The sequence below is a fragment of the Flavisolibacter ginsengiterrae DSM 18136 genome (genome assembly GCF_059568575.1).
Genome location: NZ_JCANTR010000003.1, coordinates 298,338 through 315,450 on the forward strand (window position 1 = coordinate 298,338; position 17,113 = coordinate 315,450).

The 17,113-nt window shown below is 42.5% G+C and carries 17 protein-coding genes; 14 read left to right on the top strand and 3 right to left on the bottom strand.

Translation table 11 applies throughout. The features are described 5' to 3' along the window. Positions 1–76: 76 nt before the first annotated feature. Both BP74_RS05095 and BP74_RS05100 read left to right on the top strand, forming a co-directional pair. The gene (locus tag BP74_RS05095; protein ID WP_496371718.1) at positions 77–1,174 is read left to right on the top strand and encodes an Mrp/NBP35 family ATP-binding protein; all 1,098 of its coding nucleotides are present in this window, start codon (positions 77–79) and stop codon (positions 1,172–1,174) included. Between the two features lie 11 nt (positions 1,175–1,185). After that, a complete protein-coding gene (locus tag BP74_RS05100; protein WP_496371720.1) occupies positions 1,186–1,821 on the top strand; it encodes an FMN-binding negative transcriptional regulator in 636 nt (211 codons plus the stop codon). Here the strand turns inward: BP74_RS05100 and BP74_RS05105 are convergent. Both BP74_RS05105 and BP74_RS05110 read right to left on the bottom strand, forming a co-directional pair. Further along, on the bottom strand, positions 1,814–2,818 hold the full coding sequence (locus BP74_RS05105; RefSeq protein WP_496371722.1) for an amidohydrolase family protein: 1,005 nt from the start codon (positions 2,816–2,818) through the stop codon (positions 1,814–1,816). The two genes, BP74_RS05100 and BP74_RS05105, sit on opposite strands and share 8 nt — an antisense overlap. 62 nt (positions 2,819–2,880) lie before the next feature. After that, positions 2,881–3,411, bottom strand: a complete 531-nt coding sequence (locus tag BP74_RS05110) for a 3-hydroxyanthranilate 3,4-dioxygenase (protein WP_496371724.1) — start codon at positions 3,409–3,411, stop codon at positions 2,881–2,883. Positions 3,412–3,522: 111 nt separating this feature from the next. Here BP74_RS05110 and BP74_RS05115 point away from each other — a divergent pair, with 111 nt between their 5' ends. From BP74_RS05115 to lolA1, 12 genes are all read left to right on the top strand, one after another. Next, positions 3,523–4,308: an SDR family oxidoreductase gene (locus BP74_RS05115; RefSeq protein ID WP_496371726.1), complete on the top strand. Its 786-nt coding sequence runs from the start codon at positions 3,523–3,525 to the stop codon at positions 4,306–4,308. Between the two features lie 34 nt (positions 4,309–4,342). Next, positions 4,343–5,800, top strand: coding sequence for an aldehyde dehydrogenase (locus tag BP74_RS05120; protein WP_496371728.1), 1,458 nt, complete (start codon positions 4,343–4,345; stop codon positions 5,798–5,800). 17 nt (positions 5,801–5,817) lie between these two features. Continuing rightward, complete coding sequence (locus BP74_RS05125; RefSeq protein WP_496371730.1) at positions 5,818–6,234, top strand: RidA family protein; 417 nt, start codon at positions 5,818–5,820, stop codon at positions 6,232–6,234. A 1-nt stretch (position 6,235) separates the two neighbouring features. Beyond that, on the top strand, positions 6,236–7,510 hold the full coding sequence (kynU, locus tag BP74_RS05130) for a kynureninase (protein WP_496371732.1): 1,275 nt from the start codon (positions 6,236–6,238) through the stop codon (positions 7,508–7,510). Further along, on the top strand, positions 7,507–8,880 hold the full coding sequence (locus BP74_RS05135; protein WP_496371734.1) for an FAD-dependent oxidoreductase: 1,374 nt from the start codon (positions 7,507–7,509) through the stop codon (positions 8,878–8,880). Before kynU ends, BP74_RS05135 begins: the two co-directional genes overlap by 4 nt. A 24-nt stretch (positions 8,881–8,904) precedes the next feature. Then, positions 8,905–9,762, top strand: coding sequence for an orotidine-5'-phosphate decarboxylase (gene pyrF / locus BP74_RS05140; protein ID WP_496371736.1), 858 nt, complete (start codon positions 8,905–8,907; stop codon positions 9,760–9,762). A gap of 117 nt (positions 9,763–9,879) precedes the next feature. Next, positions 9,880–10,374, top strand: coding sequence for a CAP domain-containing protein (locus BP74_RS05145; protein WP_496371738.1), 495 nt, complete (start codon positions 9,880–9,882; stop codon positions 10,372–10,374). Positions 10,375–10,500: 126 nt separating this feature from the next. After that, positions 10,501–11,679, top strand: coding sequence for an acyl-CoA dehydrogenase family protein (locus tag BP74_RS05150; RefSeq protein WP_496371740.1), 1,179 nt, complete (start codon positions 10,501–10,503; stop codon positions 11,677–11,679). A gap of 143 nt (positions 11,680–11,822) precedes the next feature. Further along, positions 11,823–12,332, top strand: a complete 510-nt coding sequence (locus BP74_RS05155) for a shikimate kinase (protein WP_496371742.1) — start codon at positions 11,823–11,825, stop codon at positions 12,330–12,332. A 4-nt stretch (positions 12,333–12,336) separates the two neighbouring features. After that, positions 12,337–12,723: a DUF423 domain-containing protein gene (locus tag BP74_RS05160; protein WP_496371744.1), complete on the top strand. Its 387-nt coding sequence runs from the start codon at positions 12,337–12,339 to the stop codon at positions 12,721–12,723. Positions 12,724–12,789: 66 nt separating this feature from the next. Continuing rightward, complete coding sequence (locus tag BP74_RS05165; RefSeq protein ID WP_496371746.1) at positions 12,790–15,432, top strand: DNA translocase FtsK; 2,643 nt, start codon at positions 12,790–12,792, stop codon at positions 15,430–15,432. A 99-nt stretch (positions 15,433–15,531) separates the two neighbouring features. After that, on the top strand, positions 15,532–16,197 hold the full coding sequence (gene lolA1 / locus BP74_RS05170) for an outer membrane lipoprotein periplasmic chaperone LolA1 (protein ID WP_496371748.1): 666 nt from the start codon (positions 15,532–15,534) through the stop codon (positions 16,195–16,197). Positions 16,198–16,359: 162 nt separating this feature from the next. Here lolA1 and BP74_RS05175 read toward each other — a convergent pair whose 3' ends face one another. After that, the gene (locus BP74_RS05175; protein WP_496371750.1) at positions 16,360–17,064 is read right to left on the bottom strand and encodes a VIT1/CCC1 transporter family protein; all 705 of its coding nucleotides are present in this window, start codon (positions 17,062–17,064) and stop codon (positions 16,360–16,362) included. Between the last annotated feature and the right edge of the window lie 49 nt (positions 17,065–17,113).

Consider the following 17,113-nt stretch of genomic DNA (forward strand, 5'->3'; position numbering starts at 1 on the left):
TTAATGTCCAATGAGTTATATCAGGAAAAGGGATGTTTGTTTAAAGTAACTTTGCGAGTTCATTAACATTTACAGTATGACAAAAGATAATGTGTTGCAGGCGCTAAGTACAGTGCAGGAGCCTGATCTTGGGAAAGACCTTGTTACACTCAACATGGTACGGGATATCGAGATCGATGGCAATTATGTATCCTTTACTGTTGTTCTCACCACCCCGGCCTGTCCTTTAAAAGACCATATAAAAAACGCCTGCATCAATGCCTTAAAAGAGGTGCAACCTGATGCTGTCGTAAAAGTAAATTTCACTTCCAGTACCACAACTATAAGGGCTGATAAAAGTACCGTGTTACCCGGCGTCAGAAATATTATTGCTGTAGTAAGCGGTAAAGGCGGTGTTGGAAAAAGCACTGTTTCGGCTAACCTGGCGCTGGCCCTTGCCAAAGGAGGCGCTTCTGTGGGATTGCTCGATGCGGATATTTATGGACCCAGTGTACCTATTATGTTTGGCGTTCGTGGAGAAAGACCCATGATGACCGAGATCAACGGAAAAGGAATGATCGTTCCACTGGATCGCTATGGTATTAAATTACTAAGCATTGGATTATTGGTTGATGAGAAAAATGCAGTGGTCTGGAGAGGTCCCATGGCAAGTAATGCCATCCGCCAGTTCATTACGGATGTACAATGGGGAGAACTGGATTACCTGGTTATCGATATGCCACCGGGCACGGGTGATATACACCTTACCTTAATGCAGACAGCACCTGTTACAGGAGTAGTAGTCGTTACAACACCACAGGATGTTGCACTGGCTGATGCTAAAAAGGGCATAGCCATGTTTGGACAGGCGCAGATGAATGTGCCTATCATTGGGCTTGTAGAAAACATGAGTTATTTTACGCCGGCTGAACTGCCGGACCATAAGTATTATATTTTTGGTAAGGAAGGTGGCAAGCGCCTGGCCGAAGAATATGATCTGCCTTTCCTGGGACAGATTCCATTGGTGCAGAGCATAAGAGAAGGTGGTGATATTGGAGTGCCGGCCATGCTGAATGATGATGAGATCACCAGGAACGCATTCCTTGAATTTGCAGGTACGGTGGCAAGAAGTGTTTCCATGCGCAATGCGCATATGAAAAGTGAAGAAGTAGCTGAAGTGGTAGAAGAAAAATAAGAGCTTCCCTGATGTATAGTCTTCCTTATTTCAAAGAAAATGATCCGAAGGTGGTCATGGATTTTATTCATGACCATCCTTTCGCTTTTATAACAGGTTGTTCCACCGATGGAAAACCAGTGGCTACACAGATCCCTGTATTTATTGAAGAAAAGGAAGGCGGACTGTTTCTGACAGGACATATGATGAAACAAACGGATCATCATAAAGCGTTTGAAAAGAATGCTAATGTGTTGTGTGTATTTACAGGACATCATTGCTATGTCAGCGCCACCTTATACAGTGATCCTCACCAGGCTTCTACCTGGAATTATATGTCGGTACACGTAAGAGGACAACTACGGTTTTTAGATGATGCGGGATTGGTCAGTGTTTTACAAAAGACCAGTGCTCATTTTGAAAATTACAATGCTGCATCTTCAACTACGTTTGACAATTTACCTAAAGAGTACACTGAACGATTGATGAAAGCAATTGTGGCATTTGAAGTTCATGTAGAGTCAATAGAGAATGTTTTCAAATTAAGCCAGAACAGGGATAAGGAAAGCTATCAAAATATTATCTCTGAATTGAAACAGGGTACACCTGACGAACATACTATTGCAGACGAAATGCAAAAGAGACAAAACCAGTTGTTTTCTACATAAGGGTTTCAGCCTTCATGCCCAACCAGTCGATCGCGTTCTTATACAAAAGCTTATGATTCTCCACTGGTGATAAATGCAATGCTTCCACCAATTCCCCGGGACGGTGCTCACCAAGGGGAAAAGGATAATCGCTCCCCATACAGATCTTATCATCACCCACAGTTTGCCGTAAAAATGCAAAACTGAGTTTATCATGTACCAGGCTATCTACCCAGAACCTGCCTAAATAATCTGCCGGGTCAATTTTATTATCTGTTTGCGTTAGGTCAGGTCTTACTTCAAAGCCATGAGATATCCTGCCAATCGTATAAGGGAAGCTTCCTCCGCCATGGGCAAAAGCAATCCTCAGATATGGAAAGTTTTCAAATACACCACCAAAAACAAGGGAACAAATGGCACGTGTTGTTTCAGCAGGCATACCCACCAGCCATGGAAGCCAGTATTGCGGCATATCCTTTTCACCCATCATTTCCCAGGGATGAATGAACAGGGAACACCCAAGTTCTTCAGCCCTTTTATAAAATGGAAACAGCTCCTTTTCATTCAGGTTCTTTCCATTGATATTTGTGCCGATCTCCAGGCCCGGCATTTTTAATTCCTGTATGCAGCGCTCCATTTCCTTAATGGCGAGGTCAACATCCTGTAAAGGCACTGTACCGATACCAATAAATCTTTTACTATTCCTGTCAACTGTTTCGGCAATGTGATCATTTAAGAAACGGGATGTTTCATAACCATCCTGTGGACGCGCCCAGTAATTAAAAAGAACGGGAATGGTGGAAAGGACCTGCGTGGTCACACCGGTATCATCCATGTCCTTTAAACGTGCAGCGGCATCAAAACAATTTTCTTCCACCTCCCTGAAAACTTTGTCGCCTTTCATCATGCATGCCTTGCAGTTGCGGTGTTCCAAATGAATGAATTCACCATAACCAAACTTTTGCACCCAGTTTGGCATTTGAGAGGGCATTATATGGGTGTGTATATCAATTTTCATTTGACTGCAAAGGCTACAAAGAAAATGTAACCCCGGTGTAATCCCTAATTAATTCAAATTATTTACACAGCTTTTAGAGGAGGCTGCATGACCGTGCCACATTTACTGCAGGTGCGTAAAGCTTCATTTGAATAGAAGCGTTCCATAATTGGTGGTAGTTGTTTTACAATATCTTTTACAAATACTGATTCCTCATACAATTTGTTACCGCAATTTTCACAGAACCACATAAAGGCATCTTCCTCGTTCTCTTCTTCCTCCCTGATCTTTTCAATAACAAGTCCTACGGTATTGGCAGGTCTTTGTGGCGAATGAGGTGTTTGAGGTGGCAACAGGAAGATATCTCCTTCATTGATGGCTATATCCCTGGGCACGCCCTTGTCGATGATCTTTACAACTATATTACCTTCTACCTGGTAGTAAAGCTCTTCGCTTTCGTTGTAATGATAATCTTTCCTGGCATTGGGACCCCCGACAACCATAACAATAAAATTCTCGGCCTCCTTGTAAATACATTGATTTCCCACAGGTGGTTTTAAAAGGGAACGGTTTTCATCTATCCATTTTTTAAGATTAAACGGAGCAGCAATCATATAAAGGGTTTAAGCGTTTTTGTATCATTAGTTGTAACAGGTTTTTCCATAACCGTTATACCCTGTGAATTCAAATTAAAAATTACAACAAATCTGTTTAAGTTTGAAAGTATGAATTTATCATTGGAAGGCCGCAACGCTGTAATATGTGGTGCCAGCCAGGGAATAGGTTATGCTATTGCTGAGGAACTGGCACTGATGGGTGCCAATTGCATTTTACTGGCCAGGAATGAAGAAAACCTGAAGATAGCTGTCAGCCAGCTTGACACCACGCTAAGGCAATCTCATTCCTTTTATGTGATTGATTTCAACGAAACAGAAGCCGTAAAAGAATTGATCAAAAAGATTTGCACTGGTAAGTCTATCCATATCCTGGTAAATAACAGCGGGGGGCCTAAGGCAGGGCCTATTATTGATGCTACAGAAGACCAGTTCCTCCAGGCATTTACACAACATCTTATCATTAACCATATTCTTACTACCGCGGTGATACCAGGCATGAAGCAGGAACATTTTGGCAGGATCATAAATATAATTTCCACATCCGTCAGGATACCTTTAAAAAACCTGGGTGTTTCCAATACCATTCGCGGAAGTGTGGCCTCATGGGCAAAAACCATGTCGAATGAATTAGGTGAATTTGGTATAACGGTCAATAATATATTGCCGGGATTCACTAGGACCAGCAGGCTGGAATCGCTTGTGCAGACCACATCGAAACTCAAGGGAAAGAGTATTGAAATTGTGGAAAAGGAAATGATGGAAGAAGTGCCTGCCAAACGTTTTGGCGAGGCAACCGAGATTGCGGCTGTGGCAGCCTTTTTAGCTTCACCTGCCGCTGCTTATGTAAATGGAACCAGCATTCCTGTGGATGGTGGCAGAACAGGGAGCATTTAAAGTGCCCCGTAACTCATAAATAAGGAAACCAAACATGGATCTATCCATCCCGCTTTACCTGGAAAATTATATTGGTGGAAACTTCATTGCACCTTCATCAGGGAATTATATTGAAAATATTGATCCTGCTACAGGAGCACTATTTAACCATGTACCTGATAGTAATGACCAGGATATTCAAACAGCCGTTGCTGCTGCCAAAAAAGCTTTTGTACAATGGAGCAATACTTCCGCGGAAGAAAGGTTCACACTATTGAACCGTATAGCAACCCTTATAGATGCCAATGCAGATGAACTGGCGCAGGCCGAAACTACTGACAATGGCAAGCCCTTATGGTTAAGTAAAAAGGTAGATATACCCAGGGCTTCAGCTAACTTCAGGTTCTTTGCAACGGGTATTATGCATTTTGCGGCAGAGAGTCATTCCATGGAAGGTAAAGCCATCAATTATACACTGAGGCAACCGGTAGGTATTGTTGGCTGTATTTCTCCATGGAATCTGCCGCTATATCTCTTTACCTGGAAGATAGCACCTGCATTAGCTGCAGGAAATTGTGTAATAGCCAAGCCTTCAGAAGTGACACCTGTCAGTGCTTATTTACTTTCCAGGATTTGCAAGGAAGCCGGTCTTCCGGATGGTGTTTTAAATATAGTCCATGGAAAAGGTGAACATGCGGGTGAAGCTATCATCAGGCATCCTGCTATAAAAGCTATTTCTTTTACCGGTAGCACACGGGCCGGACAACGTATAGCTTCCATTGCCGCTCCTATGTTCAAAAAACTATCACTGGAACTGGGAGGGAAAAATCCCAACATCATTTTTGCGGATTGCGATTGGGATAAGATGATGAGAACAACCATCCAGTCATCTTTTTCCAACCAGGGACAGATCTGCCTTTGTGGTTCCAGGATCATTATAGAAGCATCCGTTTATGATCAGTTCAAAAAGGAATTCATTGAAAGGGTGCAGCAGTTGCGTGTAGGAGATCCACTACATCAGGATTCAAAACAGGGAGCTATTGTAAGCCGGCAACATTTTGAAAAAATAACAAGGGCTATTGAGCTGGCAAAAAAAGAAGGAGGTACCGTTGTATGTGGAGGCAATGTAATAAACCCCGGCGGTCGGTGTGATAAAGGCTTTTTTATCGAGCCTACCATAATAGAAGGATTAGGGCCTGATTGCGAAACGAATACAGAAGAAATATTCGGGCCAGTGGTAACCCTTCAAAAATTCAATACACAAGAAGAAGCCATTGTGCTTGCCAATGCCTGCAGCTATGGTTTGTCTGCTACCATATGGACACAGGATATATCAATAGCTAATAAAACAGCTATGCAGCTGGAGGCTGGCATCATATGGATCAATTGCTGGTTGCTGCGCGACCTTCGTACACCATTTGGTGGTGTAAAGAATAGTGGTGTGGGAAGAGAAGGTGGTTGGGAGGCTTTTCGTTTTTTTACAGAAGCAAAAAATGTCTGTGTTGAGTTATAAGAAAATGAATCAAAACCATGGATAAGATCATCAAAACGGATAAATCGGCAAAGCCATTGGGTGCCTATCCCCATGCAAGGAAAGTGGGCAATCTTTTATTCCTTTCCGGTATTGGTTCAAGGAATGCAGAGGACAATAGCATACCTGGTCTTGAATTGGACGGATCAGGACAAATCATTTCTTATGATATCGAAGCTGAGTGTCATGCCGTATTTAAAAATGTGAGATCAGTGCTGGAATCTGCTGGCAGCAGCTGGGAAAAGATCGTGGATGTAACCGTGTTTCTCACCAATATGGAAAAAGATTTTCCAACCTATAATAAGATCTATAATGATTACTTCAGGGATGTTCAGGCCTGCCGAACTACAGTTGAAGTAAAAAGTTTACCTACACCCATAGCTATAGAATTAAAAGTGATAGCAACAATTGATTAAGATGGAATACCAGGATAGCATTGCATTTGCAAGGGCATTAGATAATGAAGACCGGTTAAGGGATTTCAGGAAACAATTCTTTATACCACAGCACAATAACAAGGATGCTGTCTATTTTAATGGCAACTCGTTGGGGCTGCAACCCAAGGCAACCATTGACTACATCAACCAGGAACTGGAAGACTGGGCAGCGCTGGGGGTGATGGGACATATCAATGCCCGTAACCCGTGGGTAAACTATCATGAATGTTTTGCAGAGCCGCTTGCCAGGATCACCGGTGCTTTGCCTACGGAAGTGGTGGCTATGAACCAGTTGACGGTTAACCTGCATCTATTGCTTGCCACATTTTACAGGCCCACCAGGGAGCGGTTTAAGATCATTTGCGAGGCCAAGGCGTTTCCTTCTGATCAATATGCATTGGAAAGCCAGGTAAAGTTTCATGGATTTGATCCTGCCGAAGCTATTATCCAGATCCATCCAAAAGATGGAGAAAGCATTATACGAACCGAAGATATTCTTCATGTGATTGATCAACATGGAAGCAATACAGCGGTAGTGCTTTTCGGTGGGGTTAATTATTATACAGGACAGGTATTTGATATGGCTGCCATAACAAAGGCAGCACACCAACATGGAGCATATGCAGGATTTGACCTGGCGCATGCTGCAGGAAATATTCAACTGCGCCTACATGACTGGGACACAGACTTTGCCTGCTGGTGCAGTTATAAATATTTAAATTCTGGTCCCGGTGGTGTTGCCGGTGCTTATATACATGAGAAGCATGCGATGAATACTGATCTGCCAAGACTGGCAGGTTGGTGGGGTACCTCCAAGAAGAACCGTTTTCAAATGCATCCGAATTTTGATCCCATTCCTACAGCAGAGGGTTGGCAGGTAAGCAATGCACCTGTTCTTTCAATGGCTGCACATAAAGCTGCATTGGCCATTTTTGATAAAGCAGGTATGGAGTCGCTGGTTGTAAAAAGTAAACAGCTTACTCAATATTTATTGTATATACTCAGGGAGATCAATGAAAAGCATCACAAGAAAGTGATACAGCTTATCACACCGCAAGATGCACATGGCTGCCAGGTTTCTCTTTTGATGTTGGAGAAAGGAAGAGCCATTTTTGAAGCACTGATCGATCATGGGGTGATCTCTGACTGGAGAGAGCCCAATGTGATCCGGCTGGCGCCCGTACCATTATACAACAGCTTTGAAGATGTCTGGACATTTGGTAACATCATTCAAACCATATTAGACAAAGAATGAAAAAAGAAGTGGTCATCATAGGCGCCGGATTGGTAGGTTCATTGCTTTCCATATACATGGCAAAGAGGGGATATAGTTTAACGATATTTGAGCGGCGTAATGATATGCGCAGGGAAGCCGTGGAGGCCGGCCGTTCCATAAACCTGGCATTGAGCAACAGGGGTATTAAAGCGTTACAGGAAGTGGGAATAGCCGCCGGGATCCTGGACATCGCCATTCCTATGCATGGTCGCTTTATTCATACAACGGAAGGTGGCCAGGCCTTTCAACCCTATGGTAAGGCAGGAGAGTATATCAATTCTGTATCAAGAAGAGAACTGAATTGCAGGCTCATGGATCTTGCAGAACAGCATGGTGTTTCCATTTTGTTTGCGCACAAATGTGAAGATATTGACTGGCAGAAGAATGAGATCACATTCCGAACAGCAAATGATGCATTATCCACTATTTCTTTTTCAGTTTGTTTTGCTGCCGACGGTGCATTTTCTGCGGGCCGGCTGGCACATATGCTGCATCACAATAAATTTGATTATCACCAGTATTATATTGATTGCGGATATAAAGAACTGTCTATCCCTGCAGGTGATCATAATAGTTTTTTGTTGCAGAAAAATGCCCTGCATATCTGGCCGCGTAAGGACTACATGCTGATAGCGCTGCCTAATACTGATGGATCATTTACGGGTACCTTGTTCTTTCCCTTTGAAGGGCCAATGTCATTTGAAAAGCTCAACACAACAGAGGCGGTTGCCTCATTTTTTGCATCAACATTTCCGGATGTTGTGAAAATCATTCCTGACCTTACAGGACAATTCTTTCATAACCCAACCTCGTCGCTGGTCACGGTTAAGTGTTATCCATGGATACGCGGTAATAAATTTTGTTTGATTGGTGATGCTGCACATGCCATCGTTCCATTCTTTGGGCAGGGGATGAACGCAGGATTTGAAGACTGCAGCATTTTGAACCAGTTAATGGAATTGCATGGTGATGATTGGGAAACAATATTATCCAAATTCCAGGCTCAGCGAAAACCGGATGCAGATGCCATAGCCGACCTGGCAGTAAATAATTTTGTGGAAATGAGGGCCAAAACGGCTGACCCTAAGTTTTTGCTGCAGAAAAAAATAGAATCCAAACTTCATGAGCACTATCCTGATAAATGGATACCCGCTTATTCCCAGGTTACCTTCCGGCCTGAAATAAGATATAGTGAAGCACTGGCAAACAGTGAGAAACAAGAGTCGATTATGCAAACAATCATGTCCAGGCCAGACATAGAGGAGAAATGGAATTCAAAAGAAATTGAGGAGCAGGTACTGGCACAGTTAGATGCAGCAACTAACAAGCTACTGCAGGGTAGGGTATAATCCCTTCTGCTATATCTTCGCTGTATGACACGTAAGCAATTGGTTGGGGAGATCTTTTCAAAGCGAAGCTATCTTTGCGTTGGGTTGGATACAGACCCGTCAAAAATACCAGCTCAATTACATTCTTTAGAAGACCCCGTTTTTGAATTTAACAAGCAGATCATTGATGCCACTAAAGATCTGTGTATAGGCTATAAGATCAATACAGCTTTTTACGAGGCACAGGGATTGAAGGGATGGAGCGCCCTTGAAAAAACCGTAAAGTATATTCCTTCTTCCCATTTTACCATTGCTGATGCCAAACGTGGGGATATTGGAAATACATCTTCTCAATATGCTAAAGCATTCTTTGAAGCTTTACCTTTTGATTCTATTACAGTAGCTCCCTATATGGGGGAGGACAGTGTGAAACCCTTCCTGGAATACAGTGATAAATGGACAATCATTCTTGGATTAACATCAAATCATGGTTCCCGTGATTTCGAGTTACAAAAACTGGTTAAACATAAAGAGACACTGGATGAAGGCATTCATATTTCAAAAGATGAAACCCATTATCTCTATGAAACGGTACTTGCCACTTCTTCTCTCTGGGGTTCGGATGAGAATACCATGTATGTGATAGGCGCAACGCAGCCTGAGGAATTTGAATCCATCAGAAGGATCATTCCCAATCATTTCCTGCTCGTGCCCGGGGTTGGTGCACAAGGGGGTAGTTTGAAAGATATTTCTGAAAAAGCAATGATAGCTGATTGTGGATTGCTGGTGAATGCCAGTCGTGCCATTATATACGCTTCTCCCGGTGAGGACTTTGCGGAAGCTGCCAGGAAAGTAGCGCAGCAATACCAGCTGGAAATGAGGAGTTACCTGGAGCATAATTAGAGTGTTCCCGGAAAGGATTACCAGGTTTTAACCGTGTTTAAATTGATATAGTTAACCAACAAATCTTTAACTATTTACGGAGCAATTTTGGATGGCTGTTATCGTTAAGCTTTCATTATGAAGATAGCCTTTCCCATCGTTCTTATATTGACATGCTGCACTTCTATAACAGGGTTTTCTATGGATCATACATTTCCAGGACCTGGGCCTTCAATAGGTCTTAATAAATTGGTAATTATTAAACTCGTGAATGATGCCCGTAAAAAAGGGTGTAAATGTGGTGATACGTTTTATTATCCGGCACCGGCCTTAGTGTGGAATGAGCAGTTGGAGAAAGCGTCATTTGAACATTCCAATGATATGTACCAGAGGAATTATTTCAGTCATGTTTCCCCTGAAGGATTCAAAGCAGGTGACAGGATTGAAAAGACAGGTTACCATTGGATGATGTATGGTGAGAATATTGGAATGGGATATAAAAATGAAAAGGAAATGGTAGATGGCTGGCTTAAAAGTCCAGGGCATTGCAAAAACATTATGAATAAAGGCTACAAGGAAATGGGCGTTGCCAAAGTTGGGAGCTATTGGACGCAAACTTTCGGTGCCAGGTAATTGACACTCTGTGTAATTTTTACATGCTATATCTTTCACGGGAACTTCTCCAGCATATTGGACATCCATTTATAGGCGTTTCGCCCTCTATTACAACCAATTGACTTATCGACTATTTTTGCCGGCATGGCAACAGATCAATTTCAATCACCTGACTATTACCTTGTAGATGAACTTTTGACAGAGGAACATAAACTCATTAGGGACACTGTTCGGAATTATGTCAAAAAACACATCTCTCCAATAATAGAGGATTATGCTCAGAAGGCAGAGTTCCCGTTGCAGATCGTAAAGGAGTTGGGTGACCTGGGATGTTTTGGACCCACCATACCAGCTGAATATGGTGGCGGCGGACTGGATTATATCAGTTATGGTTTGATGATGCAGGAATTGGAAAGAGGCGATAGCGGTGTGCGGTCTACTGCATCCGTTCAGGGGTCATTGGTCATGTTTCCGATTGCTGCTTACGGAAGTGAAGAACAAAAAAGAAAATACCTGCCCAAACTGGCCAGTGGTGAATGGCTGGGTTGTTTTGGACTTACAGAGCCTGACCATGGGAGCAACCCTGCGGGAATGCTAAGCAATATCAAAGATGCCGGGGACCATTATGTATTAAATGGAAGTAAGATGTGGATCTCGAATGCTCCCTTTGCCCAGGTAGCCGTTGTGTGGGCCAAAGATGAAGCAGGAGATATCCGGGGATTGATACTGGAAAGAGGCATGGAAGGTTTTTCCACTCCGACCACTCATGGTAAATGGAGTCTCAGGGCTTCCGCCACGGGTGAGCTGGTATTTGATAATGTAAAAGTGCCCAAGGAAAATATATTCCCCGAAGTAAAGGGTTTGAAAGGTCCTTTAGGCTGCCTCACAAAAGCCAGGTATGGCATTGCCTGGGGTGCTTTAGGTGCAGCCATGGATTGTTATGACACAGCCTTACGCTATAGCAAGGAAAGGATACAGTTTGACAGGCCTATTGGCGGGTTCCAGTTGCAACAAAAAAAACTGGCTGAAATGATCACCGAGATCACCAAGGCGCAATTACTGGTATGGCGGCTTGGGACATTGATGAACGAAGGAAGGGCTACTCCCCAACAGGTTTCGATGGCTAAACGCAATTCATGCGAAATTGCTTCGAACATTGCCAGGGACGCAAGACAAATGTTGGGAGGAATGGGAATCACAGGTGAATACAGTATCATGCGTCATATGATGAACCTTGAAAGTGTCATTACCTACGAGGGCACACACGATGTGCACCTGTTGATAACGGGGATGGATGTTACAGGCTTAAATGCTTTTAAATAAGAAGCATTGTTGAAATAAATTATAGCGAAATAGTATATAGTCCTACCTTGGGCATTGCTCAATGAATATACATTGAGGAGGTAACCTGGTTTGATTTTCAGCAGTTTAATTGTAGGTGTAGATTTGCAGACGGGCATATTCATATGAAAATATTTCTCATTGGTTTTATGGGGTGTGGTAAAACGCACTGGGGGCAGGAATTAAGCCGTAAGCTTTCTATTCCTTTCTTTGACCTTGACGAAAAAATAACTGAACATGCCGGCAAAGAAATCCCCGAAATATTTTCTACACATGGTGAGGAACATTTCAGGCTGCTGGAGAAAGAGGTCCTATACATGCTAACCGAAAGTCATGAAACTTTTGTGATGGCCTGCGGTGGTGGAACGCCCTGTTATTATAATAATATAGATTATTTAAAAAAGAAGGGAACGGTGGTTTGGCTAAACTGTTCGGTTGATTGTTTGTATCATCGCCTGGTTAAGGAAAAAGATAAAAGGCCATTGATCAAAGAAGTGCCGGAAGAAAAGCTGAAAGCTTTTATCATTAAGAAATTTTCAAACAGGAAGATCTTTTACCAACAGGCGAATGTCATTATTAATGATGATGATGTAAACCTTGACAAATTAATTGAACGTATATTTCATGAACAATGAATCTATGCATAAAATATTCTTGATACTTGGCACCGTGTTAGGCGGTTTGGCCGTTGCTTTAGGCGCTTTTGGTGCTCATGGTTTAAAGAAACTGGTGCCACCTGAAACGGTTGCCACCTACCAGACAGGAGTTCAATACCAGATGTACCATGCCCTGGCGCTTATCCTGGTAGGTATTTTGACAGAAAGAACAGCCAATAGTTTTTTTAATTATTCAGGCTTGCTTTTCCTCGGGGGCGTAGTTTTTTTCTCCGGGTCGCTCTACCTGATCGTATCTATGCAGGCCATGAATAAAGCCATCCCAACCTATATTGGCATTATAACTCCGGTAGGTGGATTACTCTTTATCATTGGATGGATTTTACTGCTGCTCGGTATTATCAAAAAATAATGTTTATTTTGGATTAAACAGGCTGCTGGCCTGCATTTCATTGTTCATATTACTATCTTTGATTCTATGGCTAACAAGCTAAAGAAATCCACTACACCTAAAGCTGCTGCGGAAAAACCAGAAAAATCCGAAAAGGAAAAAGGCACCAAACCTGTTGCTGATAAATTCAAAACAGATAAAGAAGAAAAGGTAGACCTTAAAAAACTGGCCCGTGATGAACGCACCTGGAAAATCATAGGCACACTATCCCTGCTTACATCTATATTTCTTTTTATTGCTTTTGTATCTTATTTCTTTACCTGGAAAGAAGACCAGGATAAGGTGCTGAATAATGATTCCTCTTTTCTTACTGATAATGAGACAAGGGTGGCTAACCTGTTGGGCAGACTTGGAGCTTATATATCCCATTTTTTTATTTACAGGGGTTTTGGAATAGCTTCCATGCTTTTCTGCACTTTCTTTTTTGTTGTTGGTATCAATTTACTGGTAAACCGTAAGGTATTCTCCATCTGGAGAAACCTTAAATATGTCACCATTGGTTTATTGATCGTTTCGGTAACATTCGCCTTCATATTTTCCAGCGCAGATTTTCCATTTGGCGGCAGAGTGGGTGACATGATCAGCAACTGGCTGACCAATTTCCTTGGCAGCCTCGGTACAGCCGCTTTATTATTAGTGGTGGGTATTTCTTACCTGATCTGGCAATTCAACCCGACTTTTAATGTACCTGATTGGAAAAGGGCTACAAATTCTGACCAGGGCATCATAGAGGAAGAGGAGGAAACAGAGGAAGAAGGGCCTAAAGCACCGGCCATGAGATCCGCACTGACACCTGCCTCTATTAATGACCTGTATGCAGAAGATGGCGCAGGAGAAATCCCTGAAAAAGGAAATATTTTAAAAGGGGAAGGCGGCATGCTCATAAATGGTTCAGGAAACCTGGAAGATGAAGGAAATGGATTCCAGGTAATAGAAAAGGATGAAGATGAAAATGAGCTCACTATCAATGAACCGGTTTTTGAAAAGGAGATAGTTGATGATATTTTGCATAAACACGATGTATTTGAACCTGCGGAAGAACCGGAAGAGATCCCTGCGCCCAGGCCTTCTAAGAAAGATGTGGTAGAAGATCTACCCCTGGAAATAAAATCTCCTGAAGAGATATCACTGGACGAGGTTTCGGAAAAAAATTACAGTGACCTGCCGCCATATGAACCCACACTGGACCTACGTGATTATAAGTATCCAAAAGTGGATATGCTGGAGGCCCATGGAAGTGAAAAGATCGTTCAGGATCCGGCGGAACTGGAGGCTAATAAAAACCAGATCATCAATACGCTGAAAAATTATGACATTACGATCCAGAAAATAAGTGCCACCGTCGGACCTACGGTAACCTTATACGAGATAGTTCCTGCAGCAGGTGTTCGTATATCGCGGATCAAGAACCTGGAAGATGATATTGCATTGAGCCTGGCAGCCCTGGGAATTCGTATCATAGCACCCATACCTGGAAAAGGTACCATTGGTATTGAGGTTCCCAATTTCAAGAAGACGGTGGTTAGCATGAAAACCCTGTTAGCTTCAGAGAAATTTACGCATAACAACTTCAGCCTTCCCATTGCCATTGGTAAAAAGATCGATAATGAAAACTTCATTGTAGACCTGGCCAGCATGCCCCACCTGCTGATGGCGGGAGCTACAGGACAGGGTAAATCAGTGGGCTTAAATGCCATTCTTGTTTCACTGTTGTATAAGAAGCATCCATCCCAGTTGAAGTTTGTATTGATTGACCCCAAGAAGGTGGAGCTTAGTATCTACAGGCATATTGAAAAACATTTCCTTGCCAAATTGCCCGGAGAAGAAGATGCCATAATTACCGATACCAAGAAAGTGATCAATACCCTGAATGCGCTTTGTATTGAAATGGATAACCGCTATGACCTGTTAAAAGAAGCGGGAGCCAGGAATATCAAGGAGTACAATGAAAAATTCACCAAAAGGAGATTAAACCCGCAGAAAGGCCATCAATACCTGCCTTTTATTGTATTAGTGGTTGATGAGTTTGCCGATCTTATCATGACAGCCGGAAAAGAGGTGGAAATGCCTATTGCCCGCCTGGCGCAGCTGGCGAGAGCTGTAGGAATTCACCTCATTATTGCTACCCAACGACCTTCCGTAAATATCATTACCGGAACCATTAAGGCCAACTTCCCTGCACGTATTGCTTTTAAAGTGTCATCCAAGATCGATTCCCGCACCATCCTTGATGCCGGGGGAGCAGAGCAACTCATTGGAAAGGGAGATATGCTGATATCTTATAATGGAGAAATTGTCCGGTTGCAATGTGCTTTTGTTGATACGCCAGAAGTGGAAAGGGTAGTGGAGTTTATTGCTGATCAACGAGGATATCCACAGGCCTTCATGCTTCCTGAGTATGTTGATGAAAAAGAACTGGAAGGCAAGGATTTTGATGCTTCTGATAAAGACCCCTTATTTGAAGATGCTGCTAAGCTGATCGTTCAAAACCAGATAGGTTCTACATCCCTATTGCAGCGCCGCATGAAGCTTGGATATAACAGGGCGGGAAGGTTGATGGATCAGCTGGAGGCCGCAGGCGTAGTTGGTCCCAACCAGGGTAGCAAGGCACGTGAAGTATTAATAAAAACAGAATCCGAACTGCTCGAATACCTGGATAATTTAAGTTAGTGTTAAGATCAAAAGGATGGTTAAACACGGTATGCCAATTGCCTTCTAAGTACTTGTAAAGGCTATATTTGCCCCGATTTATAATCAAATCAGAATTTAATGAAGCAATTATTTACTCTGCTGAGCTTTTTCTTATTGACACTTGCAGTACAGGCGCAAACCGGAAAAAATCCAACCCAGAATGATCCGGATGCCAAAAAGATCCTGGATAAGGTAAGTTCCGGTTTCAAATCCTTAAATGCACCGCAGGCAACATTTACCTATAACGTAGAAAATGCGCAGGGGAAAGTGCTTTCCTCTAAAAAAGGTGTGGTGACCATGAAGGGCAACAGGTATAAAGTAAACCTTGATGGAATGGAGATTTATTCCGATGGAAAAACTACATGGAATTTTGATAAGAGTGCCAATGAAGTGACAGTAGATAATGTCAATGCGAATGGCAGTGCCATGACTCCCCAAAAGTTATTTACCAATTTTTATGACAGGGATTTCTATTATAAATTAAATGGAGCCAAAAAAGAAGGTGGCAAATCATTGCAGGAAATTGAATTAACGCCTACAGATAAAACAAGACCTTTTCATAAGATCTATGTTTTGATTGATAAGGCAACTAACAGGATATATAGTGCAAAATTCCTGGAAAAGACGGGTGAGCGTTATAGCTATGTAGTAAATTCCTTAAAGGCTTCTCCATCCATACCTGACTCTTACTTCATTTTTGATAAAGCAAAATACCCGGGGGTTGAAGTTGTGGACCTTAGGTAATAAATCCAAATAAACTAATAAGAACAGACTGCACAAAAGGCAGTCTTTTTTTATAGTACCTGTTTAATTGTTTTCAGTATTGCTATTACGAACATGATTATATGAAATAAGAAAGGTTGCCAAAAATCCTATGACAACCTCTAACGATATATGTATGTTGAATTACCTTCCTTCAAACATCTTGGCCACCATAAAGGCAGCAGCGGCGGCCATGGCACCGATAAGGGTAACACGTATAGCTCCCCACCAGGGATTGATCCCGGTGATCTTGCTTTTGAACCAGCCGAAGATGAAAAGACATAAAAGGGTTACCATCACGGAATATTTTAAACCATCGATGGGATGATCAACAAAGAAGTAGGGTGATAGTGGCACCAACCCGCCAACGATGTAAGAAACACCAATATTGAAGGCGGATTTACCGGCTCTTTTTGGATCGGGTTCTTCCAGGCCCAATTCGTATTTCATCATAAAGTCCACCCATTTGTCTTTATCCTTTGAAATTTCTATGGTAGCTTTTTCCTGGAGTTCTTCACTGAGACCAATATTGGCGAAGAATTCCTTGGTCTCTTCGATCTCAAGATGTTTTAAATGCTCTATCTCGTAATATTCTCTTTTTTTCTCACTGTTATAATGATCCTGCTCGGTTTTGCCTGCGAGGTATCCCCCCAGGCCCATGGCAATTGATCCTGCTGCTATTTCTGCAATGCCTGCAATGACTATGATGCTGGTGGTATCTACGGCACCGCTTAATCCAGCTGCAAGGGCAAAGGGAACAGTCAATCCATCCGCCATCCCGATTACAATATCCTTAATAAAATCGCTGCTTTCTAAATGCTCTTCAGTGTGATGTAAATGAATGTCCATTCCAATGATCAATTTTTCAGTTGGTAAAATTCCTGGTCAACGAGGATGG